The following is a 23614-nucleotide window of genomic DNA, read 5'->3' on the forward strand; positions in this document are numbered from 1 at the left end:
CCGTCGAAGCCCTTCTTCGAGGAGTCGTAGCCGATCTCGAGGATCTTGTCGCGGACGAGCTGCGCGATCGGCGCGTACGCCTTCGTCGTCACCTCACCCGCGATGTGCACGAGACCCGTGGTGATGAGGGTCTCCACGGCAACACGCGATGTCGGGTCCTCGGTGAGGAGCGCGTCGAGGATCGTGTCGCTGATCTGGTCAGCGATCTTGTCGGGGTGGCCCTCGGTCACGGACTCGGACGTGAACAGACGGACGGTCATTTCTTCTCCTCGGACCTGTTCTGCATGACCTCCACCAGACTTGGCTGAGTGTCGGCTGATCCCTGGGGATCCGGATACTTTCGGAACTCCGGTGGACGGTTCCGGGCGGCGCGGACGATGCTTACGGTGTCCTTCTGAACCGGCACGGACGGTCTCAGGTCGGGCGCTTGACGTAGTGCGTGACGGCGCGGGAACCCTTCACGGAGAGCAGCGTGTACAAGCCGTTCAGGTCCTGGATCCGCGAGGAGTCCAGAGCCAGCAGGGCCAGATGGCAGCCGAGGCCCCTGAGCCCTGCCAGGGCTGTGACGACCAGGGCCAGGCCGATGCCCAGACCCCGGGAGGCCGGCGACACACCGACGTCGACGATCCGTCCCTGGCCGTCTCCGGCATACGCCAGGACGTGGCCCACGGGCCGGCCGGCGATCTCGATGAGCAGGGCGATGCCGACGCCCTCCTCCGTCGCGACACCGAACTGGTCCAGCCGGGCGCGGAAGGTCTCGTAGTCGAGCGTCCGGGTCCCCTTGGCCCGTGTCTGGACGTGCAGTTGGTACACGGCGCGCACGTCCTGCGGCGTGGTGCCGATCGGCCGTACGCGAGCCCCCTCGGGCAGGACGGCCGCGACCGGCGGGGAGGTCAGGTCTATCTCCGCCTGCGTGAAGCTCGCCTGCCGGCGGAACCCCGACTCCTCCAGGACGCGCGGAACCACCGGATCCCCCGTCAGCACACCGCCGATGGTGATCTCGGATTCCGAGCCGTGCTCCCGGTCCAGCTCCTCCGTGCGCCGCAGCAGGCGCCCCAGCAGTTCGCGCGCGGCGGTGTCGCCGTCGTCACCGGGCAGCACGGTCAGCGCGCCGTCCAGGGACGTGCCGCCGCGTACGGTCAGCGCGGCCCACGCCATGACGTCGCCCTGCGGGCGCAGCAGGCACCAGCTGTTGTGGAGCGGGTCGTAGCCCGGGTGGCCGGTCTCCAGGAGGATGTCCTCCCGGGTGTACGAGGCGATGCCGGTGATGCTCTCCTCGTAGGACCGCACGAAGTCGACGAGGCTGTCCAGCGGGACCTCTGACGCGCTCTTCACGGCGAGGCTTTCGGGCAGAGTCATGGGAATCGGACCCCCTTCCTGAGGCCGGCCGCCGAAAGGAGGACACCCCAGCGGTATTCCACGGGAAACACTGCGTGTCACTCCTTTTCATCGGACCCGCGTTCGGATAGTTCCGGATGCTACTGGCCCTCCGGTGCAGCGGCGTTCTCCGAGAATGCTCTCCGGAACGGCGCGAACGGGCCCCGGACCACGAATTTTCGCGAATGAACGTTCTGTTTTCCGGAGTCGGTCCGCCTGCCGGAAACCGGGCGAAAGAGAGCACACCGCGAGATGCGGATTCCGGCCGCCCGGGGTGACCCTCCAGGGGAGCCCGAACGTCATGGCCATCGTCCGGAGGGGTGTGCGATGCAGAGCGACGTCATCGATGCACAGCAGTTCAGCACCACGGCGGACGGGCTGGACGAGGTTGTTCCGCCGCTGGCCGGCGCGCTGCTGGACCGGCGCAGCGAATTGATGTCCGTCCTCACCCGGGTCGCCACCCGGCAGGCCGCGGAGGACGAATTCTTCCGGTCGCTGCGTGCGCTTTCGGGCGCCCCCTGGGAAATACTGCGCAATTCCCCGGGACGGCTCCGACGGCTCGCGACGTTCCTTCCGTCGAACAACCTGCTGTACTCCTACGTCCTCTTCGGGGTCATTCCCTCCCTGTACACCGATGAGATTCGGATCCGGCCCTCGGCGCGGGTGGCCCGGTCGGCGATGGCCGTCCACGAGATCCTCGGGCCGGCGGTGCGCGCGCACGGCGGCCTCGTGGAGATGGCGCCGGTGTCCCAGCGGGCCTTCCTCGCCGACTGCGCCTCCTCGGACGCCGTGGTGTTCACCGGGCAGCCGGAGAACGCCGCCGACGTCGCGGCGCGGCTGCCGGACGACGCACTGCTGCTGGCCTTCGGGTCGGGGCCCAATCCCGTCGTGGTCGGCCCGGAAGCCGATCTGGACGAGGCCTGCCGCAGCGTGCTGGCGGCCCGCCTCTACAACTCGGGCCAGGACTGCCTGTGCACCGACATCGTCTTCGTCCACCGTTCGGTGGCCGGTGAGGTCGTGACCCGCCTGGCCGACTCGCTCGCGGACGTGCGCATCGGCGACCGCCGCGCCGCTTCCACGAGGGTGGCTCCCCTGGTCTATCCCGACGCGGTGGACGGCGCGGCGGCGTTCCTCGCCGTCCACCGGCAGTCCGTCGTACGGGGCGGCGGCGTGGACACGCTGCGCGGCGCGGTCGAGCCGTCGCTGCTGCACATGCCGTGGCAAGGGGCCCTGCACCCGCCGGAGTTCTTCTCCCCCGTCGTCCTGACCATGGAGTACGAGCACGCGGGGCAGATCCGGCAGTGGCTCCACTCCCCCGAGGAGACGGCGCGCGGCATGTACGTCTCGGTGTTCGGCGAGCCGGCGCTGACGCAGACCCGCATCTCGACGAGCGTGGTGTGCCAGGAGCGCATCACCTTCGACGTGGAAGACGGCAACCGTCCGTTCGGCGGCTACGGTCCGCGGGCCAGCGGCGTCCGCCGGATGGGGAAGGCCGCCGGCCGCCCGTTGCTGCTGTCGGCCGAAGCCGGACGCAGAGCCCGCCCTTGACCTGCGTACTGAGTCCGCCCGTCGTCCGCGGACGCGAGCAGGGCGATCCCGCCCGGCCCGCCGTGGGAGCGCGCCGCCTCCTCGCGGACCCGTACGCCGCCGACGCGGTGTGCGCGGCGTTGTCGGAGCTGTCGCAGGTGTGCGATCCGTCCGTGCCGGGCGCCGGGCGGGGCGTTCCCGTGGTCCTCGCGGCCACCGACTACGGCGTGTACGCCGCCGATCAGTTCGTCGCGCGCCACGACGACCGCGGCAGGCGGCTGCGCCCCAGCGATTCCGTGGCGCTCGAACCCTCCGGACTGCTCCAGCACTTCAGCGCCGCCACGGGCTGGCAGGGCCCCGGCTACGTCCTCGGCGCGGAGCACTCGGACGGGCAGGCCGCCGTGGACCTGGCCCGGGCGATGGCCGGCTCCGGCCGGGCTCCGGCCGTCTACGTCTGCGAGGTGCTGCGCCGCGCGGACACCGGGGCGTTCTGGGCGGTGGCCGCTCGGGTCTGCCGGAACGGCCCGCCGCCACCCGCGCCCCCGTCACCTCCGGTGCCGCCGGGTGTCGACGCGGTGCTCCGGGAGCGCAGCGCGGTCGCCCGCGCGTACCTGCGCCAGATCGCCCGGACCGGCTGATCCGTACCGACCCTCCGAGGAGCACTGTGACCACCGACCACTCCCCCTGGCACGTCGTCGCCCGAGCCCTCGCGGACGCGGGATGCGATGCCGTCTTCGGACTTCCCTCGGACGAGCCCGGCCTGATGGACGCGGCCGGTTCGTACGCGGACCTGCGGGTCGTCGCCGTACGCGACCAGCGGGTCGCGGCCTGCGCGGCGATCGGGCACGCGGCGGTCTCCGGGCGGCCCGCTGTGCTGGCCGTCAACTCGGGTCCCAGCTTCGCCAACGCCCTCACCGGAATGCTGGAGGCCTCCTCGCTGGGCGCGCCGGTGCTGGTCGTCACCACCAGGGTGCCGGTGGCCGGGATAGGGCGCGGCGGCTTCCAGTACACGGACCAGGCGGCCATGGCGGGCCCGCTGGTCAAGTGGAGCTTCCTGGTGGAGCGGGAGGGGCAACTGCTGTGGGCGCTGCGGCGGGCGGTGCACCTGGCCGTCAACGGCAGTCCGGGCATCGTGCTCGTGGAGATAGCCGACGAGGTGCTGCGCCTGCCGTCGGTGGCGCCGCAGCCGCGTCGGCGCGCGGCCGTGCAGCGCATCCTGGCGGGCGCCGACCCGCAGGAGGTGCGGCGCGCGGCCGGGCTCCTGACCGCGGCCAGGCTGCCGGTCGTGGTGGCGGGCGGCGGGTGCAGGCCCTCGGGCGCCGGCCCGGCCGTGCGGCGGCTCGCGGAGCTGCTGGGCTCGCCCGTTTTCACGACGGCGGCCGGGCGCGGGACCGTGGACGAGGAACATCCGCTGGCCTGCGGACTGGTGGGGCTGTACACCACTCCCCCGGCCGACGGGCTGCTCGCCGACGCCGACGTGGTCGTCGCGGTCGGCTCGCGGCTGGAGGAGACGGCGCGGATGGGCTGGGACTCCCTCGGCGAGGCGGTGCTCGTCCACATCGACATCGATCCGGCCGTCTTCCTCACCGCCCTGGAACCCGAGGTCGCCCTGCTCGGTGACGCCCGCGTCGTCGTGGAGCAGCTGGCGGCCGTACTGGAGGAGCGGCCGGTGGCCGCCACGGAGCGCGGCCGGGCGCGCCTGGCCCGGGTGCGCGCGGTGCGTGAGGACATGCACGCCCGGTACTGCGCTGCGGCGGACGGGGCCGGGGACGCGCTGAGCGTGTCGGCGGCGCTGCGCGCCGTGCAGGACGTCTTCTCCCGGGACGCGACGCTGGTGCAGGAGAACGGCCTGCACGACATGTGGGGTTATCACTTTCCCGTGGTGTCCGTCAGCGGCGCGGCCCATGTCATCACGCCCGGCGAGCAGACGATGGTGGGCTTCGGGCTGCCCGCGGCCGTGGGCGCGGCGCTGGCCGCACCGGACCGGAACACCGTCCTCGTGTGCGGGGACGGTGCGCTGGAGATGAGTCTGGCCGCGCTGCCGACGGCCGTCGAACAGGGCCTGGGGATCACCGTGCTCGTGCTGGACAACGGCGGCTACGGCTGGCCGCGCTTCGTGCGCGCCGGGGAGGGCGCGCCCGACGGCCTGACCCGGTTCACGGCCCCCGGTCACGTACAGGCGGCGGTGGCGGCGGCCGGTGGTCTGACCGCGCGGTGCACCACGGCGGCGGAGCTCGTCCCGGCACTGGCGCGGGCCAGGGCCGCCAACCGGGAGGGTCGCACGGCCGTGATCACCGTGCCGGTCCGTGACACGGACGTCCCGGTGGGCGTGCGGGGCCTGTTCGGCGACGGGGCCGAAGCGAAGGAAGCGGCGTGAGCGGGGCCGCGGGGGGCGCTCTGCCGCCGCTGACCGTGGACGGTGAGCCCGTCGCACCCCGGTATCTGGCCCGCCTGGTCTCCCGTACGGCCGCGGCCCTGGCGGCGGCCGGGGCCGGGCCGGGCCGGGGGGCCGCGCTGGCCTGCGACCATCCGCTGACGGCGGCGGCCTCGGCGGTGGCCGCCGAGCTCGTGGGGGCGCCCCTGCTGCTTGATGGCGCCGCGCCGGTGCGCCGGATCGCGCCCGCCGCCGTGATCACCTGCGGGGCGGGCGGGGAGCCGGTGGTGGGTCCGGCGGGCCCCGGGCCCGCGGTGGCCCTGCCGGAGGAGACCGCCGCGGTGTTCTGGACCTCGGGCAGTTCCGGGGATCCGAAGGCGGTGGCCGTCCCCCGCTCCGCCCTCCTCCATCAGGGCGCCGCGACGGGGCGGCGGATGGGGGTCACGCCGCGCGACGGGCTGGTGCTGCCGCTGCCGTTGCGTCATGCCTACGGGTTCAGCGTGCTCCAGGTCTGGCGTGCCACCGGGGCCCACCTGTTCGCCGAGAGCGGCTTCCACCTGCGGCGGGTCCTGTCGCTGCTCGACGGGGCGGCGGCCACCTCCCTGGACGGTGTCCCCTCGATGTACCGGATGCTGGCCGCCGAGGCCGTCAAGGACCGGGACGTGGCACGGCTGCTGGGCTCCCTGCGGATCCGCGGGTGCGGCGGGGACGTGCTGACCGAGGCGCTGTACGACGAGTTCCTGCGCGTCACGGGGGGCGCGCTGCACGACGGGTACGGGCTGAGCGAGGCGGGGCCGAATGTCGCCCTCAACGCTCCGGGCGACGTGCGCCGGGGGGCGGCCGGGCGGCTTCTCGACGGTGTGCGGGCCCGGATCGCCGGCCCTGCCGGAGAGATACAGGTCAGCAGTCCGAGCCTGATGCTCGGATATCTCGGCGCGGAGTCCGGCGAGCTCTCCCGGGAGGCCTTCACCGATGACGGCTGGCTCCGCACCGGTGACACCGGGCGCCTGACGGACGGCGGGTGGCTGACCGTCAGCGGGAGGATCAAGGAGGTGCTGGTCGTCCACGGCGAGACGGTCGCGCCCACCGTGGTGGAGGACGCGGTGCGCACGGCGGCCGGTGTGCGGGACGCCGCGGTGGTCGGGGTCCGCGGTGGGGACCGCGGCGATGTGGTGTGGGTGTTCGTCGAGAGTGCGGACGGGGACCGCAGCGGGGTGGCGGGACGGGTCGTCGAGGTCTGCCGGCGCGCTCTGCCCCCGCAGATCAGGCCGCGTACGGTACGCGTCCTCACCTCGCTGCCGCGCACGGGGAGCGGCAAGCACGACCGGGTGCGGCTGCGGGCCTGGGCGGCGGGGGAGGCGGCGGCATGACGGCCCTGGCGCTGGCCGGGACGGGTCTGGTGACGGCGCTGGGCTGCGGGCCCGGGGCGTTCTGGGACGGGCTGCGGCGCGGAGCGCGGGCGTTCGGCCCGCTGACGGCCTTCGAGGGCGACTTCCGCAGCAGGACCGTGGCGGCGGTGCGGCCCGTCGACTGCCCGGCCGCTCCCGGGCTCCGCAAGGAACGCCTCGCGCTGAGCGCGGCCCGGCAGGCGCTGCGCGCGGCGGGTCTGCGACGGCTGCCGCAGGGGGCCCTGGTGGTGATCGTGTCCCAGGCCCTGGAGCTGTCCGCGGACCCGTCCTCACCACAGGCGCCGGGGCGCGGCCGGGACGTCACGGGTCCCGACCCGGACCCGCTCCTCGCGGCGTGCGGGAGTGCGCCGGGCGAGGCGGCGGTGGTCCATCTGTCGCACGCGTGCGCGTCCGCCGCCTTCGGCGCCGTGTTCGCCCGCGAGTGGCTGCTGTCCGGTCTGGGGACGACGGCGCTGGTGGTGGGCGCGAGCGCGCTCAATCCGTACGAGTACGCCAGCATGGACGTGGTGAGGACGCTGAGTCCGGCGGGCGCGCGGCCGTTCGACACCGGGCGGGACGGCCTGACCGTGGGGGAGGGGGGCGGGGCGTTCGTCCTGGAGACGCGGGCGGCCGCCCTCGACCGGGGCCACCGGCCCCAGGCCCTGCTGAGCGGCGCCGCCTGCCTGGTCGGCTCCACCCACGCGGTGGCTTCGGAGCCCGGGGTGATCCGGGACTGCATGCTGGCGGCGCTGGAGGACGCGGGTGTGCGGCGCATCGACTACGTCCACGCCCATGCGACGGGAACGCTCCAGGGGGACGCTGCGGAGGTGGCCGCCGTCGGCGAGGTGTCCCGGGCCCTGGGCTGGGGCGCGGTCCCGGTGAGCTCCCACAAGGGGGCCGTGGGTCATCTGCTGCACGCGTCCGCGTTTCCCGGGGTGGTCGCCGCCTCGGCCTTCCTCCGGGAGGCCTGGGTGCCGGGGACGCCGGGTCTGCGCAGCCCACTGGAGGTCCCGGACGGAATCGTGCCCGTCACCGACGCCGTCTGCGCGCCGCGGGCGGAGCACGCGCTCGTCAACAGCTTCGGGTTCAGCGGCAACAACGCCGCGCTCGTGGTGTCCGCCGTCGGCCGCTGAGTCGCGCGCTCAGCGCAGGGTCGCGGCGAGGGCGCTCATCCGGTCGGCCGCCAGGGCGTCGAGTGCGTGGACCCGGCCGGCGCGTCGCGCGCACAGCAGCAGGGCCTCGGCGGACCAGGAGCGGCCGAGCAGGAAGACAGCGCGGGCCAGGTCCACGAGGGCGTCGGAGGAGGCGCGTGTCAGGTCGGCGCACTCGGCGGCCAGCGCCGCCGTGCGCGGACCGCGCTCCCGCAGCAGGGTGTCGCCGGCGAGGATGCGGGCGAGGAGCAGGCGGTCCCCGGCGACCTGGCGCTGCAGCGGACCGGCGACGCGCAGCCGGAGCAGGCGGGCGCGGCCGGGATGCTGCTGAAGTTCCTCCAGTACGCCGGGCAGGGCCAGCAGGCCGGCGAGGCCCGCCTCGGCCCGGCCAGGCCGGGTCATGCGCTGTACGGAGCACTCCAGCAGCCGGTGCAGCTCGTCGGCCCAGTCGGCGTCGGGCGGCCCGGTGTCCCACACCAGGACGGGCGCTCCGGCCATGCCCCGGCGCAGCTCGTCCGTGGGAACGGTGCCCCTGTTGTCGGTGAAGCCGCTGCTCGCACGGGTGTTGCGGTCGGCGGCCCGGGCGGTGTGCGGGCCGACCTCGTGCACGAGGAGGGTGTGGGGGTAGCCGGTGTGGGGGATGCGGTAGAACTCCGAGTGCCGCATGCCCCGCAGATCCGGGGAGACGGGCACGGCGTGGCCGCGGGCCAGCTCCCGGTGGACCAGGTCGAGTGCCTGTTCCTCGTGGTGCGGGGAGGTTTCCCAGCGGGCGCTGAGACCTCGCTGGAAACGCGGGTGGTGGTAGTCGGCGTCGAGGCCGCCGTAGACGGTGAGCAGTTCGCCGGTCGCGGTGCGCTCGATGACGAAGTCCACGGGCTGGGCCAGGGCGCGGGCGGTCTCGCGCAGCCCGGTGGCGTACAGCGCGTCGCGCAGGCAGTGGACCCAGCAGGAGATCCGGGTCTGCGCGAGGGATTCGATCGCGTCGGGTCCGGCGCCCAGGTAGGGGAATCCCGTGGTCATCGCGCGGCGGGGCCCTTCGGTTTGGCGTTCCTCGTCTTCGGCCTCGGCCTCGGCCTGTCGGTGCCGGGACGCCCGGGTCGGCGTCCCGGGCGTCCCTCGCGAACCTGCGGCCGTTCAGAAGCCCTTCGTCATGATGTGGGACTCGATCTCGGCGGCGACGCCGGCGTAGAGCTCCTCGTGGGAGACCTTGACGGCTTCGAGCCACTCCTCGAACTCGACGGCGTCATCGGTGGACGGGGCGGCGGCGCCGGTCTCGGCGACGATGCGTGCGTGCAGGCCCCGGCTGAGGGCGGACCCGGTCGGTACCCCTTCTATTCGGACGGCGTCTTCGAGGACCTTCGACACCGTTTCCGGTTCGAAGTTGACGGCGCTGGACCAGCCGCCGTCGAGCTTGAACCAGACGGAGCTGACGATCACGCCGTCCCGGTGCTCGCCCTCGACCACCTCGTCGCCGAGCTGCCATCCCTCGGCCCGGTGGTCGACGGCGGCGTCGGGCAGCAGGAGCTGGACGACCGGGCTGTCCAGGGAGGGGCCGGTGCGGACGTTCGCGTCGCGCCAGACCGGGCCGAGCCGGCTCGGGAGCTCGTGGTAGGCGTTCTCGGACGCGGATGCTGCGGACATGGTGCTGCTCCTTGTTCCTTCTGTGGTGGGGGTCAGGCCGCGGCGCCCAGGAGGGCGGGCCGCTGGGCCACGCGCACCCGGCCCATCCACATGAGCTGGGAGACCATCTGCACGAGGCGTTCCCCGTCGGGTGTGGACGCCGGCTCGCCGGCCGGCAGGGGCGCCGGCGCCGCGGAGACGGCCACCCCGACGGGGGTGGGCCAGGCGCGCACCGCGTGGCCGATGGTGCGCAGCGTGGCCAGGGTGGAGACGGCGCCCTGTGCTCCGGCGCCGACGGCCACACAGCCGATGGCACGCCCTTCGAGGTAGGGGGTCGGCCCGTCCAGGTCGTTGATGTAGTCGACGGCGTTCTTCAGCAGGCCGGAGACGGTGCCGTGGTAGGTCGGGGAGACCAGGACGACGCCGTCGGCCCGGCGCAGTTCGTCCAGGAAGTCCTGAACGTCGGGCCAGGCAGCGCCCAGCCCGGGGCGGTAGGCGGGGAAGTCGATGTCCGCGCCGCAGAAGACGCGGGTGGTCGCCCCCTGTTCGGCGCAGCGCTGCGCGCACCAGTCGGCCACGCGGTCCGATGTGGACCCCCTGCGCAGGGACCCGCTGATGAGGACGATGTGCGGTGCGTCCACGGTGGGGAACTCCTCCCGTACCCGCTCCTTCAGGTCGACCACGGCCGGCGCGGGGTGCCGTTCGCACCGTCTGGCCAGCGGGCGCCAGCCGAGGATGTCGGCCGTTTCGGTGTCCTTGCGGCCCGCGGCCTTCACCCGGGCGTTGCGCTGCTCTTCCTCGGCCTGGTCGGCCCCCTGGTCCAGGGCGCCCTGGCGCCGGGACTTGAGCACCACGGCGGCCGTCCGCTCCAGGCGCTCGCGCTGGTAGGCGAGGAGGGCGGCGGGCGTGTCCTCGTGCACGGCCAGGGTGTCGGCGAGTACGACGGCGTCCTCCAGAGCCATGTTGGCGCCCTGGCCGAGGGCCGGGACCATCGGGTGGGCCGCGTCGCCGAGCAGGGCAACTCGGCCGTCGACCCAGCGTGGTGCCGGGTCGCGGTCGTGGATGTCGGTCACCACGATGTCGTAGGGATCCGCGTCGCGGATCAGGGCGACGACGGGGGCGTGCCATCCGTCCAGGGCGGCGGCCAGGTCCTCCTGGGCGCGGACCGGGCCCTTCGCGGGCCAGACCCCCGCCGGTGAGGTGATCTTGGCCGTCCAGTACAGGGTGTCCCCGCCGACGGGGGCGATGAAGAGCTGGATGCCGCGCCCGTTGACGACGCAGGAGCGCCGGCCCAGTACGGATCCCTTGGTGCGGCCGCGCACGGAGGTGTAGCCGCGGTACTGCGCGGGCCCGTCCCCGAGCATGCGGCGCCGCACGGCCGAGTGGATCCCGTCCGCGCCCACCAGCGCGCTGCAGCCGAGCACCTTGCCGTCGGACAGCAGGACGCTGACGGCGTCGTCGGCCTGGGTGTAGTCCTCGACGGCGGTGGCGGGCATCACGACGGCGCCCGCGGAGAGCGCCTCGTCGAGCAGTGCCCGCTGCAGGGCGCTGCGGAGCATCGGGATCTGGGGGGCGCCCAGTTCCTCGCCCATCGCGCCGATCGGCTCCTGGGCGAGGACGGTGCCCGAGGCGTCCATCAGGGTCCGGACCTCGTCGGGCCGGGTGACGTGGCCGAGCGACCGGATGCGTGCTCCCAGCTGGGTCCCGAGGGCGTCCACCGCCCGTACCCCGTTGGGATACAGCATCAGGCCGGACCCCTGGGTGCCCACCCGCCCCGACCGTTCGACGACGGTGACGTCGATGCCGCGGCTGCCCAGTGCGACGGCCGTGGCCAGGCCGCCGATGCCACCGCCGGCGATTACGACTGACATCTTCTTGACCATGCTTCAGCTCTCCTGTCTGGTGGGTGCGGGAGCCGCCCGCAGAAGCCGGCCGTCGTACGCCCCGAAGGACCCGGTGGCCGCGTTCCACACGGTGCGGCCCGCGCGCAGGGTCCGTTCGACGCGGCCGGTGAAGGTCCAGCCCTCGTACGCCGACCAGCCGCACTTGCTCTCCACGTCGTGGGCGGAGAGCATCCAGGGCGTGTCGGGCGCGAAGAGGACGAGGTCGGCGTCGGCGCCCGGTTCCAGGCGGCCCTTGCCGGGCAGCCGGAACAGCTCGGCGGGTACGGCTGCCATGTGGTGCGCCAGGCGGGCGATCGCCGTGTCCGGGTCCTCGCCGGGCCGGTGCCGGCGCATGCCGGTCCACACGGCGACGGCGAGTTCCTGGACCCCGGGGAGTCCGGGCGGCGACAGCGCGGGCGTGCTCGTCTTCTCGGCGACGGTGTGCGGGGCGTGGTCGCTGCCCAGTGTGGCGGCCTGGCCCGCCCACAGGGCCCGCCACAGCCTGTCCTGGTCGCCCCGGCCGCGGATGGAGGGGGACAGCCGGGTGCGGGCGCCCAGGCGTCGGGTGTCCTCGTCGGTGAACGACAGGTGGTGGCCGGTGACTTCGAAGGTGACGGGGTGGCCGGCCGCCTGTGCCGCACAGACCAGGTCCGCCTCCTCCGCGCTGGACAGGTGCAGGATGTGAGCCCGGGTCCCGTACCGCCGCACCAGTTCGATGATCTTCGCGACGGCGACGATGCCTCCGGTGCGCGGTCGGCGGGCCTCGTAGTCCAGGTAGCTGCCGGGTTCCCCCCACCACGCGTCGAGCAGCGCGAAGAGTCCCTCGTCCTCGGCGTGCAGGACGAGCTGGACACCGCCCTCCGCGGCGGCGGCGAAGGCCTTCTCCAGCTGCGCGGGGTCGCGCACCACGGTGGGGGCGGTGTGGTGGCCCGCCATGAAGATCTTGGCGCTGGTGGCGACGGCCGGGTCCAGGCGGGCGAGGCGTTCGGGGTGGTCGGGGTCGAGGCCGATGTGGAAGCGGTAGTCCACGAGCGAATGCCCGTCCACGAGGCTCGCCTTGGCCAGCACCGCCTCGGCGTCGAGCGTCGGCGGCCGCGTGTTCGGCATGTCCATCACCGTGGTGACGCCGCCGCGGACGGCAGCGCGGCTGCCGTGTTCCCAGTCCTCCTTGTGGGTCAGGCCGGGAGTGCGGAAGTGCACGTGGGTGTCGATGAGGCCGGGCAGGACGTAGTGGTCGCCCGCGTCGATGCGCTCGGCGCCGGCGGGGGCGGTGTCGGTGTCCGCGACGGCGGTGATCCGGCCGCCCCGGATGAGGAGGTGCCCGGCGCGTACGCCCCGGGGAGTCACCAGGCGGCGGCCGCTGACGACGAGTTCGGGGGCCGCGGGGGCGGCGGGCGTCAGGCGGTCCACGACATCGCCACCAGTTCCCGGCACAGGTCGTTGGTGGGCCCCATCAGCCCCACCGCGCGGGCGTCCGCGAGCAGCCGGTCCGCGGCCGAACCCGCGACGTATCCGGCCGAGCCGAGCATCCGCGCGACGTCGAGGCAGATCTCCTCGGCGGCAGCGGCAGCGTGCAGTTTGCTGTGCAGGGTGGCCAGGCCCGGGTCGGCGGCGGTGCGGGCACCGGCCCGCTCCACCGTCGCGCGTACGCTCTCCAGCCGGGTGGCCAGCGCGACGAGCCGGTGGCGGACGGCTCCCAGCTCCAGCAGCCCGCGCGAGCGGGCGTGGGTCAGGGCGAGGTCGAAAGCGGCCTGGGCGATGCCGGCCGAGACCGCGCCGAGGGTCGCCCCGGTCTCGCGCACGCCCGCGATGACCGAGGCCGCGTTCCCTTCGGGGCCCAGCCGGTCCTCGTCCGGCACGACGCAGCCGTCGAGGGCGACGAGCCCGGTCGCGGATCCGCGCATCCCGGCCAGGTCCAGGCCGAGGTCCGGGACGAGCCCCGGATTGTCCGCACCGACCAGGAAGAAGGTCTGGCCGGCGGCGCCGTACGCGCTCTGCGGACCGGCTTCGGCGCCGGTCCGCACCAGCACCAGGTACAGGTCGGCGACCGCGGCGCCCGTGGTGAACGTCTTCGCGCCGTTGAGCACCCAGTCTCCGCCGGGGCCGCGTACGCCCGTGCTGGCCAGGTTCTGCTTCGCCGCCCCCGCGCCGTTCTCGCTCCATGACGAGGCGGCCAGGAGGCTGCCGTCGGCCAGGCGCGGCAGCACCCTCAGCTTCTGTGCCTCGGTGCCCCATTCCGCGATCCGGGCGCTCACCGCGAAGTGTTGGAACGCGATGATCGCCGCCGACGGATTGACGGCGGCGATCTCGCAGACGACCCGGTTGACCTCGGCTCCGTCCCCGCCCGCGCCTCCATGGGCGCGGGGCACGGCTGTGGCCAGCAACCCGCTGGCGCGCAGCACCGAGAGGGCCTCGCGGTCCGGCTCGCCGGCCGCCGCGGCCTTCTCGGCGGACTCGCGCAGCCGCGTGGCCAGCTCGGGTCCGAGCTCTGGTTTCATGCGGCTCCCGACAGCGCCAGGCATTGGGCGACCTCCTCGAATTGCAGATGACTCAGGGGTGCCAGGACGAACGAGCCCTGGAAGGTGACGCGTTTGTCCGCGACGCTCGCCCACAGCAGGGCGCCGTCCCCGCCGCTCCCGCCGGGCGCCGCGGTCACGGCCGCGACGGCGGTGCGGCCGCCGCTGGTGACGATGTCCACCAGGCCGTCCGGAGCGCCCGATTCGCGGGCGATCCGCCAGGGCACGGTGTGCGGGATGCGGACGGCGGTGCCCAGGCACACGGCACCGGTCAGGGCGATCGTCGGGTGCCAGCCGGGCACGGTCACGGCGCGGGCGCAGATGCTCCCGTCCTCGCCCGGGAGGATCGCGGCGATTTTGGGGAAGGCCCCGTCCCGGTGCCAGCCCAGCCGGCCGGCGGCGGCGCCGCGGAGCCGCTCCAGGCGGGCCAGCAGGTCGTCCCCGGCGTCGAACAGGGCCGCGGTGTCCGGGATGCCGAGGGTCCGGGCGTCGACGAAGGCATAGGCGTTGGCGCTCGACACCATGGACACCTCGTGGCGCGCTCCGCCGACGTCGAGCGCCGTGCGGGGCCGGCCGGTGGGCAGCAGCCGGCCGAGGGGAACCGGCCGGGGCTGCACGAAGGTGACCGTGAAGCGGACCTCCTCGCGCTCGACCCGGTCGACCTCGCACACCACGCCGTCGCCGTTGTTGAGGACGTTCACGCGGATCCGGACACCCGGCACGAGACGCTCCAGCATCCCGGAGCGGGCCGCGGCGACGACCGCAGACAGGATCGAGTGGCCGCAGGAGCCCCGCAGGTCGAACCGGTCGGGCGCACCCGGCAGGGCCTGCACGAACCGGTAGTCGAGGTCGAACATCGGATGGGCGGACGGCTCCACCAGCGCGATCTTCAGCACGTGCGCGCCGCCCGCGGAGGCGAGGTAGCGCCGGGCCTCGGCGAGGTGGACCATCAGTGCTCCCTCTTCGTGCGGAAGCCGGGCGGCGTCGAGCACGAAGGTGGGGCAGGGGCTGCCCTCGGCGTACGCGAGGTGGCCGATCACGCGGCCACCGCCGTGTGCAGGGCCTTGGCCGGCGCCGCCGGGGTGCGGGCCGGGCGGAACTGTTCGCGCCAGACCTCGTGCACGAGCAGCGACCACAGGGCCAGCGCCGAGGTGTCGCCCGGCCGTTCGGCCTGTTCCTCGAACAGGGCTCGGACGGCGGCGACGTCGAGCCGTCCGTCGGCGGCGAGCCGGGCGGGTGTGAGCAGGTCCCGTGCCTGCGTCCACAGGGGCTGCCCGGGCCGCAGCATCGCGGTGATCGGAAGGGTGAAGGGCTGCTTGGGCCGGTTGAGCACGCTGTCGGGCAGCAGCCCGGCGGCGGCCGCGTACAGGGTCCGTTTGACCTGCCCGCCGTGCAGCCGCAGCCGGTCGGGCAGTGAGCGGCCGAGGGTGACGACGGAGCGCTGGCAGAACGGCAGGCGCACCTCGATCGAGCCGGCCATGCTCAGGTGGTCGACGCGGCGCAGGTGGTAGGCGGGCAGCCGGTGGCCGATCTCGAACCGGGTGATGCGCTCCAGCACCGTGCCGGGGCCGTGCAGCAGGTCGTGCTCCGCCTCGGGCGGCAGAGCCGGGGCCTCGCGCAGCCGGTCGCGGAAGGCGTCGGTGTACAGGCACCGGCGCACGGCGGCCGGGACGGCGGACAGCGCGTCGAGGTAGTCGGGCGCCCAGTCGGCGCCGGCCGCGGCGGCCTCGGCGGCCTGCCGCATCCGTCCGTATCCGCCGAACACCTCGTCGGCGGCGTCCCCGGTCAGCGCCACGGTGAAGCCCGCCGCGCGGACGGCCCGGAACAGGGCGTAGGTGCTGAGGGCGATGGGGTCGGCGTTGGGCTGCCCCAGGTGCCACACCGTCTCCTCCAGCAGCGCCGGGAAGTCGGCCGGGTCGATCTCCACCTGGTGGTACGCGGCCCTCGCGCGCTCGGCCGCCTGGCGGGCGAAATGCCGTTCGTCGAACGGCCAGACGCCCTTGTAGGCGATGTTGAAGGAGTGCACGGGACCGTGCTCGGCGGCCAGGGCGGTCACCAGGCTGGAGTCGAGCCCGCCGGAGGTGATCAGGGCGACGGGCACATCGGCCACCAGCAGCCGGCCGACCTCCTCGCGCAGGGCGCGGCGGACCCGCACGGCGGTGGCGGCCCCGTCACCGGCACCGGGCGGGGGCAGTTCGGCGGCGGGGCGGCGCCTGCTGTGCGGCACCGCGCCCGGCGTGCACACCATCGTCGTCGCCGGTGCCATGACCTCGATGCCCTCGAACATCGTCTGCCCGCCGAACGGCGTGCGCGTGGCGAGGTACGCGTCCAGGGCGGCCTCGCGGATCCGGGGGCCGGGCCCGGCGAAGCCGAGCAGCGCGGGGATCTCGGAGGAGAAGTGCAGTGAGCGGGCCGCCTGGTCCCACCGGTAGTAGAGGGGCTTCATGCCGATCTCGTCGGTGGCCAGCAGCAGTCGGGGCCGCTCACCGCGCAGGTCCACCAGGGCGATGGAGTACATGCCGTCGAGGTGCTCGGTGAAGTCGTCCCCGTACTCCAGGTACAGGGCGGGGATGACGGCGCCGTCACAGCGGTCGTCGAAGGAGTGGCCGAGGCCTTCGAGGCGGTGGCGCAGCGCTCCGTGGTTGTAGATCTCTCCGTTGAAGACGACCTGGATCAGGCCGTCCAGGCCGTAGGGCTGGCGGCCGCCGTCCAGGTCGACCACGGCGAGCCGGTTGCTTCCCAGGCCCCAGGCGGGTGCCTGGCGGATGCCGGTCGCGTCGGGGCCGCCGTGGCGCTGGAGCGCGGCGACGGCGCGCATCTCGTGCGGCGACGCCTCCGCGTTGAAGTAGCCGTAGATCCGGCACATTTCTGACTGTCCTTCCGTGAGGGGACGACGGGTCAGCCGCGTGCCGCGGACAGGTAGCGCTCGCCGCTGTCGGGGAAGACCGTGACCACCGTCGCGCCCGCCCAGCGCGGATGCGCGCTGACGCTGCGGCTCGCCCAGGCGGCGGCTCCCGAGGAGACGCCGACCGGGAGACCGGTGGCACGTACGATCTCGCGGGCCGTGGCGGCCGCCGCCCCGTCCGGCACGGCGACGACCTCGTCGACGAGGGTGAGGTCGGTGATGTCCGAGACGTATCCGGCGCCGATGCCGGGAATGCCGTGCGGGCCCGCCTCGCCGCCGGACATGACCGGGGAACGCGCCGGTTCGACGGCGACGACGTGGACGTCCCGGCGTTCCTTGAGGTAGCGGGCGGTGCCGCTGAGGGTGCCCCCGGTGCCGACCCCGCACACCAGTACGTCGACCGCGCCCCCGGTGGCCTCCCAGATCTCCGGGGCGGTGCTGTCGTAGTGGGCCTGCGCGTTCGCCCGGTTGCGGTCCTGGTGCGGTACCCACGAGCCGGGCGTGGCCCGCTGCAGTTCCTCGGCGTGCGCCCAGGCGGCCATCAGCCCGTCGCGGTGCGGTACGAGGACCACCTCGGCTCCGAGCGCGGCCAGCAGGAGGCGCCGTTCCTCGCTCGCGTTGTCGGGCATGACGATCACGCAGCGGTGGCCGCGCCGGGCGCACAGCGCCGCGAGCGAGATGCCGGTGCTGCCGGAGGAGCATTCGATGACGGTGCCTCCGGCCGGGGGCAGCAGCCCCCTGCCCTCGGCGTCGCGCAGCATCGCGAGCGCGGCCCGGTCCTTGACGCTGGAGAGCGGGTTGAACATCTCCAGCTTGGCCAGGAGCCGCACGGAAGGGGCCAGCCCCGGCAGGGCGACCTCCAGCAGTGGTGTGCCGCCGACCAGTTCGTCGAGCGAGCTGGCGGGCGATCTGGCGGGCAGCCGTCCGGCCTCGGCCGTGGACCGCGTCTGCGTCGTCACTGCTCCCCCAAGAAGTCTCATGGACCGGTCAGGCCGGCTTCGCGGCGGCCAGGTGCGCGGCGGCCGCCTGCTGAAGGTGGGTGATGTCGCTGGAGACGGTGGCGAACGTGAACCCCCCGGCCAGCCGCTTGGCGGCGCTCTCCCCGTCCAGGCAGTGGATGCCGCAGGCGATGCCGGCCCGGCGGGCGGTGTCGGTGATGCGTTCCAGTGCGGCCTCCAGGTCACCGGCCGCCGACGGGTCGCCGAAGTAGCGGGCCCCGAGGGCCGCCGACAGGTCCGCGGGGCCGACGTAGACCGCGTCGAGACCCGGGGTGGCGCAGATGGCGTCGAGGTTCTCCAGGGCGGCGGCCGTCTCGATCATCACGATGCAGACGACCTCGTCGTCGATCTCGGCGGGTACGGCGCCCAGCCGGAGTTCGGCGCGCACGGGCCCGGCGAGGCTGCGGGTGCCGGCCGGGTGGTGGCGGCAGGCGCGTACGGCGGTCCGGGTCTGTTCGGCGGTGTCGACCATCGGGACGATGACCCCGCGGGCACCGGTGTCGAGCGCCGTGCCGATGGCGACCGGGTCGGCCGAGGGCACACGGATGAGGCCCGCGGCACGCTGCCGGGAGTCGACGGCGAGCATGGCCGCCTGCCAGCCGGGCTGGTGCATGACGCCGTGCTGTCCGTCCACGCCGATGTAGTCGTAGCCGAGGCCGGCGATGCGCTCGGTACCGACCGGGTTGTCGCAGGCGATCCAGTAGCCGACGAGCCGTTCGCGCCCGCGCAGCCTGCGGGCGAAACCGGCCGGGCCGGGGGCGGCGGGCACGGGGGCGGCGGGCACGGGGGCGGCGGGCACGGGGGCGGCGGGCGTGCTCACTCGCCCTCCTTGATGGCGTAGCTCTGCTTGCCGTCGAGGCCGACGGGCACCTCGCCGTTCATGGAGACGCGGTGCAGCACCCGCTTGTGGGAGCCGTAGTCGTTGACGGCGTAGTGCTGTGTGCTGCGGTTGTCGAAGATCAGGACGTCGCCCGGGCGCCAGGTCCAGCGGGCGGTGTTCTCCGGCCGCCGCACGTACGCCTGGAGGACGTCGAGGATCGGGCGGGATTCGCGGACGTCCATGCCCACCAGCCACTGGGCGAAGCCGCCGAGGAACAGGCTCGGTTCGCCGGACTCGGGGTGGACCCGCACCACCGGGTGCGCGGTCTCGAACCGGCGCGCGAGGAACGCCTCGCGGACCTTGTCGCCGCGTTCGGTGCCCAGCCGCGGCTGCTCCGCGTGATTGGTGTGCACCGCCCACAGCCCGTCGGCGACCCGGCGCAGCTCGGGCGGCAGGTCCTTGTACCCGGCGGCCGCGTTGGCGACCAGGGTGTCACCGCCGTAGGGCGGGAGCACGACGCTGCGCAGCGTCGTGCCGAGGGAGGGGGTGGTGGTGAAGCTGATGTCGGTGTGCCAGTGGTCGGCGCGCTGGTCCTCACCGTCGACGGCGAGCACCTGCGCGGTCCCGTACTCGTCGACGGTGCGCATCATCGGGTGCTTCCGGGTGAGCGGGCCGAAGCGTCCGGCGAATGCGAGCTGCTGCTCGTCGGTGATGTCCTGGTCCCGGAAGAACAGCACCTTGTGTTCCAGGAACGCCTCTTTGACCTGGCCGAAAACGGCATCCGAAATGCCGGTGGAAAGGTCGAGGCCGGTCACCTCCGCGCCGATCCGGCCACCGATCCTTCGTATGTCGAACGTGGACACCAGCATTCCTTCCGAGCGCGGCAGAGGTCCTTCGCCCTCCCGTGGCGGCGCGCACGGCGCCCGGCCACGGGAGGGGTACGGCGGCGGTCGGACGGGACCGGCCGGACAGGACGCGCCGAGCCAACCACGGGCTTCGGACAGCGGCAACAAGCCATCTGCGAGCGCCACGACTTCAGCAACTCGGCGGTGTGGCGAAGTCGCTCCGTCACCCGGACAGGGGGGACTTGTTCAAGTCGCGCCCCTGCCCGGCGTCCGCCTTGTCGCTCCGTTCACGCCTGTGGTCATCTCGGATCCGCGTCTTCAGAAAGGGCCTGCTGATCCGATGAGCTTCCGGCAGCTGCACCCGAACATCAGGCTCCGTATCTGCGTCGGCTTCATCCAGCGCCTGCTGGGCATCATGCTCATGCCCCTGGTGGTCATCCATCTCGCGTCGCTGTACGGGGCCGCACAGGCCGGCCTTCTCACACTCGCCGTGGCGGTGTCCGGGATCGCCGCCAATTTCGCCGGCGGCCACCTCGCCGACGTCTACGGCCGCAGGCCCCTTCTGATCGCCGGCGAGCTCGGGGCGACGGTCTCCTTCGCGCTGCTCGCGTTCGTCAACTCGCCCTGGTGTTCCTCGGGCTGGGCGACCTTCGTGCTGTTCCTGGCCAACACCTGCTTCTCGCAGGTGGCGACGCCCGCCGCCGACGCGATGATGATCGACGTCTCGACGCCGGAGAACCGGCCGCTCGTCTACACGATCAACTACTGGTCGGTGAACCTCGCGTTCACCACCGGCGCGCTCCTCGGCGGCTTCCTCTACGACGGCCACTTCACCCAGCTGCTCACCGGGGCGGCCCTGCTGTGCGCGGCCACCACCGCGGTGGTGTGGCGCTGGATCAGTGAGACGGCGCCCCGCACGGGCAAGGAGGCGGCCACCGGCGTCCCGGCGATGCTGCGCGGCTACCTGGCCGTGGCGCGGGACCGGATCTTCCTTCGGATGCTGGCGGCAGCCGTGCTGATCGCCGCCGTCGAGATGCAGATCGGCTACTACATCGCCATCCGGCTCTCCGCGGACTTCCCGGAGCAGGCCCTGGCCGCGATCGGGTCGTGGACGGGGCCGCGCGTGGACGGGGTGGCGATGCTGGGCATCCTGCGCGCGCTCAACGCCGCCCTGGTGGTGGCGCTGGTGCTGTTCGCCGGGAGCCTGCTGAGCCGCATCTCGGACCGGGCCCGGCTGTACGCGGGCATCGGCGTCTTCACCGCCGGCTACATGGTCTGGGCCGTCAGCAACACCGGGTGGGTGCTGATCGTCGCGGCCCTCGTGCTCACCCTCGGCGAGATCGCCTCGATCCCCATCCGGCAGGCGCTGCTGGCCGACCTCGTCGATCCCGCCGCGCGCACCAAGTACATGGCGGTGTACGCCCTCAACGCCCGCATCGCCCTGGTCATCGCGTCCCTGTGCGTGACCCTCGGCGCATTCGTCCCGCCGCTGGTGATGAGCCTGCTCTACGCGGGTGCCGGCACCGCCGCCGTCCTCGTGTACCGCTCCCTCCTGCGGGTGCGCGCCGCACGGCAGGCGGACGAGGCCCGGCAGCAGGCTCCGGCCGCTTCCGCGGCCACCTGATCCCTCCCCGAGAACCGTGAACGGAGTCCACCCCGATGACGCACCCCGCCGCTGCCGACCGGCTCCTGATGGTGATGCCCTACAGCCAGCTCGTCCGCAAGGCGGTGGAGGCCGGGTTCACCGTCTGGTCGATCTGGGACCCCTCCCGGCGGGAGCAGGCGTACCTGGACGAGGTCGCGCTGCACTCCGAGGAACTGCTGCTCACCGATTTCGACGACGCCCGCGGCCTGCGCGAACTGATCGTCGAGACCGCCCGTGAGCACGGCATCGGCCGCGTCCTGCACCTGGGGGCCGAGGAGACGATGGGGGTGGCCGCCGAGGCGGCCGAGGAACTCGGCCTGGCGCCCAACAGCGCCGTCGCGGTGCACCGGCTCAACGACAAGGCGGCCATGCGCCGGCTCCTCGACGCGGCCGGGCTCAGCGTGGTGCGGGCCGAAGAGGCGCGGTCCGTGGACGCCGTCGCCGACGTCGTCGGCCGCTTCGGGCAGCGGGTGATCGTGAAGCCGTCGGGGGCGTCGGGCAGCCGGGGCGTGGCCCTGGTCCGGGAGCCGACCGACCTCGAGGAGTGGGCGGCGCGGGTACGCGGCGCCGGGCTCGACGGCCCCTTCGTCGTGGAGGAGTACCTGGAGGGGCCCGAGTTCAGTGTCGAGACCCTCACCGTGGACGGCGTCCACCACGTCGTCGGTGTCACCGCCAAGCACACGGACGGTCCCCCCGGCTTCGTCGAGACCGGGCACGTCCACCCCGCCCCGCTGTCCACGGCCGAGGAGAGCGCGATCCGCACCGTGGCCACGGGACTGCTGGACCTGGCCGGGTACCGGTTCGGCCCCGCCCACACCGAGGTGATCCTCACCGCCGACGGCCCGCGGATCGTGGAGTCCCAGGCCCGCCTGGGCGGCGACCGCATCCCGCTGCTGGTCGAAGTGGCCACCGGCTACGACATCGAGGCGTCCGTCTTCCGCGCACTGGCCGGCGAACCGGTCGCCGTGCCGGCCGCCGGGCGGACCGCGTCCATCGGCTTCTTCCGCTTCCCGCCCGGCCGGCTGGAGTCGGTCACGGGGCTGGAGGCGGCCGGCGCCCTGCCCTACGTGCACGCCCTGCACTTTCCGTTCCGGCCCGGCGACCAGCTGCCGCGCACCACCGACTCCTTCACCCGGCACGGGTACGTGGTGGTCGACGGTGCCTCACCGCAGGAGGCGGCCGAACGGATCGCCTCCGTACGGGAGCAGCTGCGGGTCGTCGTCCGGGAAACCGTCCTCGCCACCTGAAGGGAACCATCCGTTGAGTACCCGTACCGTCCTGCTGATCGGCGGGGTCGACGTCCATCTGGAGCGCTTCAAGGCACTCGGTGTGCGCGTCGTCCTCGTCCAGCACCCCGACAAGGTCACCGCCTTCCAGACGCGGACCGCCGATGTGACCCTGATCGTCGACTACACCGACTGGGACACCGTCCTGCCCTTCGCCGAGGCGGCCCGCACGGTGTACGGCGTCGACGCGGTGGTCTCGCTGACGGAGCCCGGGCTGAACCCGGCGGCCCGGCTGGCGGACCTGTTCGGCCTGAGCGACGGCCGGCGCTACGAGGTGAGCCGCCGGATGCGCGACAAGTGGCTGATGCGGCGCCACCTCATCGCCCAGGGGCTGCCCGCCCCGCACTGCGCCCGGGTCGAGGGCAGGGAGTCGCTGGACGCCTTCGGCGAGCTGGCCGGATTCCCCTTCATCGTCAAGCCGGTCTCCACGACGGCGGGGTTCGGGCTGATCCGTGCCGAGAGCTCCGAGGACCTGGACCGCGTGTGGGCGCGCGTGAAGGAGCTGGACGGCGGGCGCACCGACCGGGGTTCGACCATGTTCGTGGTGGACGGATTCCTGATGGAGTCGTACATCGACGGACCCGAGTTCAGCGTCGAGGCGCTCAGCTTCGCGGGCCGGCACGTGATCGTCGCCGTGACGGAGAAGCTCGTGGACGAGTCCCATTTCGCCGAGCTCGGCCACGCCGTGCCCGCACGGCTCCCGGCCGCCGACCGTGACAGGATCACGGGGGCCGTCGAGGCGTTCCTGACCGGCATGGGGGTGACCGACGGGCCCAGCCACACCGAGATCCGCCTCAGCAGCCGCGGTCCTGTCGTCATCGAGTCCCACAACCGGCTGGGCGGGGACCACATCGTCGAGCTGGTCGAGGCCGCCTACGGGATCGACATGGTCGCCTACGGCGCGGCCTGGGCGGTCGGCCTGACCGAGGCGCTGGCGGTGGCCCCCGACGCCACGGGTGCCGCGTGCGCCCGATTCGTTCTGCGCACTCCCGGCACCGTCGTGTCGGTGTCCGGCGTCGAGGAGGTCGCCGACCGGTCCGACGTACTGGTCGCCCAGGTGTCCGTGGCTCCGGGCGACACCGTGCGGCCGCTGCGCGACAACTGGGACCGGCTCGGCTGTGTCGCGGTGCGCGCGACCGACACCGACAGCGCGGTCGAACTGTGCGAGCGTCTGGCCCGTGAGGAGATCCGCATCGACATCGAGCCGGCGGCCGCCTGAGGAAGGCCTGCCGGCCACTGGTGGTGAGAACGTCCGGGCCGGCCCCCGCGGGGGCCGGCC

Annotated in this window: 20 protein-coding genes; 8 read left to right on the top strand and 12 right to left on the bottom strand. The window is 73.7% G+C overall.

The window, feature by feature from the left end; genetic code table 11:
• Together ACFCZ1_RS36905 and ACFCZ1_RS36910 are read right to left on the bottom strand one after the other, a co-directional pair.
• Positions 1-260, bottom strand: a 260-nt coding sequence (locus ACFCZ1_RS36905) for an S-adenosylmethionine synthetase N-terminal domain-containing protein (RefSeq protein WP_376682678.1), incomplete at its 3' end; no start/stop codon positions are given.
• A gap of 154 nt (positions 261-414) precedes the next feature.
• The gene (locus ACFCZ1_RS36910) at positions 415-1359 is read right to left on the bottom strand and encodes a GNAT family N-acetyltransferase (RefSeq protein ID WP_376682679.1); all 945 of its coding nucleotides are present in this window, start codon (positions 1357-1359) and stop codon (positions 415-417) included.
• A 345-nt stretch (positions 1360-1704) separates the two neighbouring features.
• On the opposite strand from ACFCZ1_RS36910, the gene ACFCZ1_RS36915 reads away from it, so the two are divergent.
• Genes ACFCZ1_RS36915 through ACFCZ1_RS36935 form a run of 5 tightly spaced genes read left to right on the top strand, consistent with a single transcriptional unit; the run spans position 1705 to position 7799 of the window.
• Positions 1705-2925, top strand: a complete 1221-nt coding sequence (locus tag ACFCZ1_RS36915; RefSeq protein WP_376682680.1) for an aldehyde dehydrogenase family protein — start codon at positions 1705-1707, stop codon at positions 2923-2925.
• A complete protein-coding gene (locus ACFCZ1_RS36920) occupies positions 2922-3542 on the top strand; it encodes a hypothetical protein (RefSeq protein WP_376682681.1) in 621 nt (206 codons plus the stop codon). Before ACFCZ1_RS36915 ends, ACFCZ1_RS36920 begins: the two co-directional genes overlap by 4 nt.
• Positions 3543-3568: 26 nt before the next feature.
• Positions 3569-5281, top strand: coding sequence for a thiamine pyrophosphate-binding protein (locus ACFCZ1_RS36925; RefSeq protein WP_376682682.1), 1713 nt, complete (start codon positions 3569-3571; stop codon positions 5279-5281).
• A complete protein-coding gene (locus ACFCZ1_RS36930) occupies positions 5278-6648 on the top strand; it encodes a class I adenylate-forming enzyme family protein (RefSeq protein WP_376682683.1) in 1371 nt (456 codons plus the stop codon). The genes ACFCZ1_RS36925 and ACFCZ1_RS36930 overlap by 4 nt, the downstream gene beginning before the upstream one ends.
• Entirely contained in the window at positions 6645-7799 is a 1155-nt protein-coding gene (locus ACFCZ1_RS36935) for a beta-ketoacyl synthase N-terminal-like domain-containing protein (RefSeq protein ID WP_376682684.1), read from the top strand. Before ACFCZ1_RS36930 ends, ACFCZ1_RS36935 begins: the two co-directional genes overlap by 4 nt.
• A gap of 9 nt (positions 7800-7808) precedes the next feature.
• Here the strand turns inward: ACFCZ1_RS36935 and ACFCZ1_RS36940 are convergent, their stop codons facing one another.
• The 10 genes from ACFCZ1_RS36940 to ACFCZ1_RS36985 form a co-directional block, all read right to left on the bottom strand.
• A complete protein-coding gene (locus ACFCZ1_RS36940) occupies positions 7809-8837 on the bottom strand; it encodes a hypothetical protein (RefSeq protein ID WP_376682685.1) in 1029 nt (342 codons plus the stop codon).
• A gap of 114 nt (positions 8838-8951) precedes the next feature.
• Positions 8952-9458 carry a hypothetical protein gene (locus ACFCZ1_RS36945; RefSeq protein WP_376682686.1) on the bottom strand — a complete coding sequence of 169 codons (507 nt, stop codon included), beginning with the start codon at positions 9456-9458 and terminating at the stop codon, positions 8952-8954.
• A gap of 32 nt (positions 9459-9490) precedes the next feature.
• A complete protein-coding gene (locus ACFCZ1_RS36950; RefSeq protein WP_376682687.1) occupies positions 9491-11308 on the bottom strand; it encodes an NAD(P)H-dependent oxidoreductase in 1818 nt (605 codons plus the stop codon).
• Positions 11309-11323: 15 nt separating this feature from the next.
• Entirely contained in the window at positions 11324-12730 is a 1407-nt protein-coding gene (locus ACFCZ1_RS36955; protein WP_376682688.1) for a dihydroorotase family protein, read from the bottom strand.
• The gene (locus ACFCZ1_RS36960) at positions 12718-13818 is read right to left on the bottom strand and encodes an acyl-CoA dehydrogenase family protein (protein WP_376682689.1); all 1101 of its coding nucleotides are present in this window, start codon (positions 13816-13818) and stop codon (positions 12718-12720) included. Before ACFCZ1_RS36960 ends, ACFCZ1_RS36955 begins: the two co-directional genes overlap by 13 nt.
• Entirely contained in the window at positions 13815-14876 is a 1062-nt protein-coding gene (locus ACFCZ1_RS36965; RefSeq protein ID WP_376682690.1) for a PrpF domain-containing protein, read from the bottom strand. Before ACFCZ1_RS36965 ends, ACFCZ1_RS36960 begins: the two co-directional genes overlap by 4 nt.
• Positions 14873-16702, bottom strand: coding sequence for an asparagine synthase (glutamine-hydrolyzing) (asnB, locus tag ACFCZ1_RS36970; RefSeq protein WP_376682691.1), 1830 nt, complete (start codon positions 16700-16702; stop codon positions 14873-14875). Before asnB ends, ACFCZ1_RS36965 begins: the two co-directional genes overlap by 4 nt.
• 32 nt (positions 16703-16734) lie before the next feature.
• Positions 16735-17700 (bottom strand): PLP-dependent cysteine synthase family protein, encoded by a 966-nt coding sequence (locus ACFCZ1_RS36975; RefSeq protein WP_376682692.1) that lies wholly within the window; start codon positions 17698-17700, stop codon positions 16735-16737.
• Positions 17701-17728: 28 nt separating this feature from the next.
• Positions 17729-18523, bottom strand: a complete 795-nt coding sequence (locus ACFCZ1_RS36980; protein ID WP_376682697.1) for an HpcH/HpaI aldolase/citrate lyase family protein — start codon at positions 18521-18523, stop codon at positions 17729-17731.
• A gap of 32 nt (positions 18524-18555) precedes the next feature.
• Complete coding sequence (locus tag ACFCZ1_RS36985; RefSeq protein WP_376682693.1) at positions 18556-19428, bottom strand: TauD/TfdA dioxygenase family protein; 873 nt, start codon at positions 19426-19428, stop codon at positions 18556-18558.
• Between the two features lie 316 nt (positions 19429-19744).
• Here ACFCZ1_RS36985 and ACFCZ1_RS36990 point away from each other — a divergent pair, with 316 nt between their 5' ends.
• The 3 genes from ACFCZ1_RS36990 to ACFCZ1_RS37000 are packed head-to-tail and all read left to right on the top strand — an operon-like array spanning position 19745 to position 23554.
• Complete coding sequence (locus ACFCZ1_RS36990; protein WP_376682694.1) at positions 19745-21028, top strand: MFS transporter; 1284 nt, start codon at positions 19745-19747, stop codon at positions 21026-21028.
• Between the two features lie 35 nt (positions 21029-21063).
• On the top strand, positions 21064-22296 hold the full coding sequence (locus tag ACFCZ1_RS36995) for an ATP-grasp domain-containing protein (RefSeq protein ID WP_376682695.1): 1233 nt from the start codon (positions 21064-21066) through the stop codon (positions 22294-22296).
• 13 nt (positions 22297-22309) lie between these two features.
• Positions 22310-23554 carry an ATP-grasp domain-containing protein gene (locus ACFCZ1_RS37000; RefSeq protein ID WP_376682696.1) on the top strand — a complete coding sequence of 415 codons (1245 nt, stop codon included), beginning with the start codon at positions 22310-22312 and terminating at the stop codon, positions 23552-23554.
• The last annotated feature ends 60 nt before the right edge of the window (positions 23555-23614 follow it).

This window comes from Streptomyces sp. NPDC056224 (assembly GCF_042267665.1).
Taxonomy (GTDB): domain Bacteria; phylum Actinomycetota; class Actinomycetes; order Streptomycetales; family Streptomycetaceae; genus Streptomyces.

What these genes read in the sequence shown, in the direction of transcription:
- ACFCZ1_RS36910 (WP_376682679.1), bottom strand. Translation starts at nt 1,359, where the DNA reads ATGACTCTGCCCGAAAGCCTCGCCGTGAAGAGCGCGTCAGAGGTCCCG.
- ACFCZ1_RS36915 (WP_376682680.1), top strand. Translation starts at nt 1,705, where the DNA reads ATGCAGAGCGACGTCATCGATGCACAGCAGTTCAGCACCACGGCGGAC.
- ACFCZ1_RS36935 (WP_376682684.1), top strand. Translation starts at nt 6,645, where the DNA reads ATGACGGCCCTGGCGCTGGCCGGGACGGGTCTGGTGACGGCGCTGGGC.
- ACFCZ1_RS36940 (WP_376682685.1), bottom strand. Translation starts at nt 8,837, where the DNA reads ATGACCACGGGATTCCCCTACCTGGGCGCCGGACCCGACGCGATCGAA.
- ACFCZ1_RS36945 (WP_376682686.1), bottom strand. Translation starts at nt 9,458, where the DNA reads ATGTCCGCAGCATCCGCGTCCGAGAACGCCTACCACGAGCTCCCGAGC.
- ACFCZ1_RS36950 (WP_376682687.1), bottom strand. Translation starts at nt 11,308, where the DNA reads ATGTCAGTCGTAATCGCCGGCGGTGGCATCGGCGGCCTGGCCACGGCC.
- ACFCZ1_RS36960 (WP_376682689.1), bottom strand. Translation starts at nt 13,818, where the DNA reads ATGAAACCAGAGCTCGGACCCGAGCTGGCCACGCGGCTGCGCGAGTCC.
- asnB (WP_376682691.1), bottom strand. Translation starts at nt 16,702, where the DNA reads ATGTGCCGGATCTACGGCTACTTCAACGCGGAGGCGTCGCCGCACGAG.
- ACFCZ1_RS36985 (WP_376682693.1), bottom strand. Translation starts at nt 19,428, where the DNA reads ATGCTGGTGTCCACGTTCGACATACGAAGGATCGGTGGCCGGATCGGC.
- ACFCZ1_RS36990 (WP_376682694.1), top strand. Translation starts at nt 19,745, where the DNA reads ATGAGCTTCCGGCAGCTGCACCCGAACATCAGGCTCCGTATCTGCGTC.
- ACFCZ1_RS36995 (WP_376682695.1), top strand. Translation starts at nt 21,064, where the DNA reads ATGACGCACCCCGCCGCTGCCGACCGGCTCCTGATGGTGATGCCCTAC.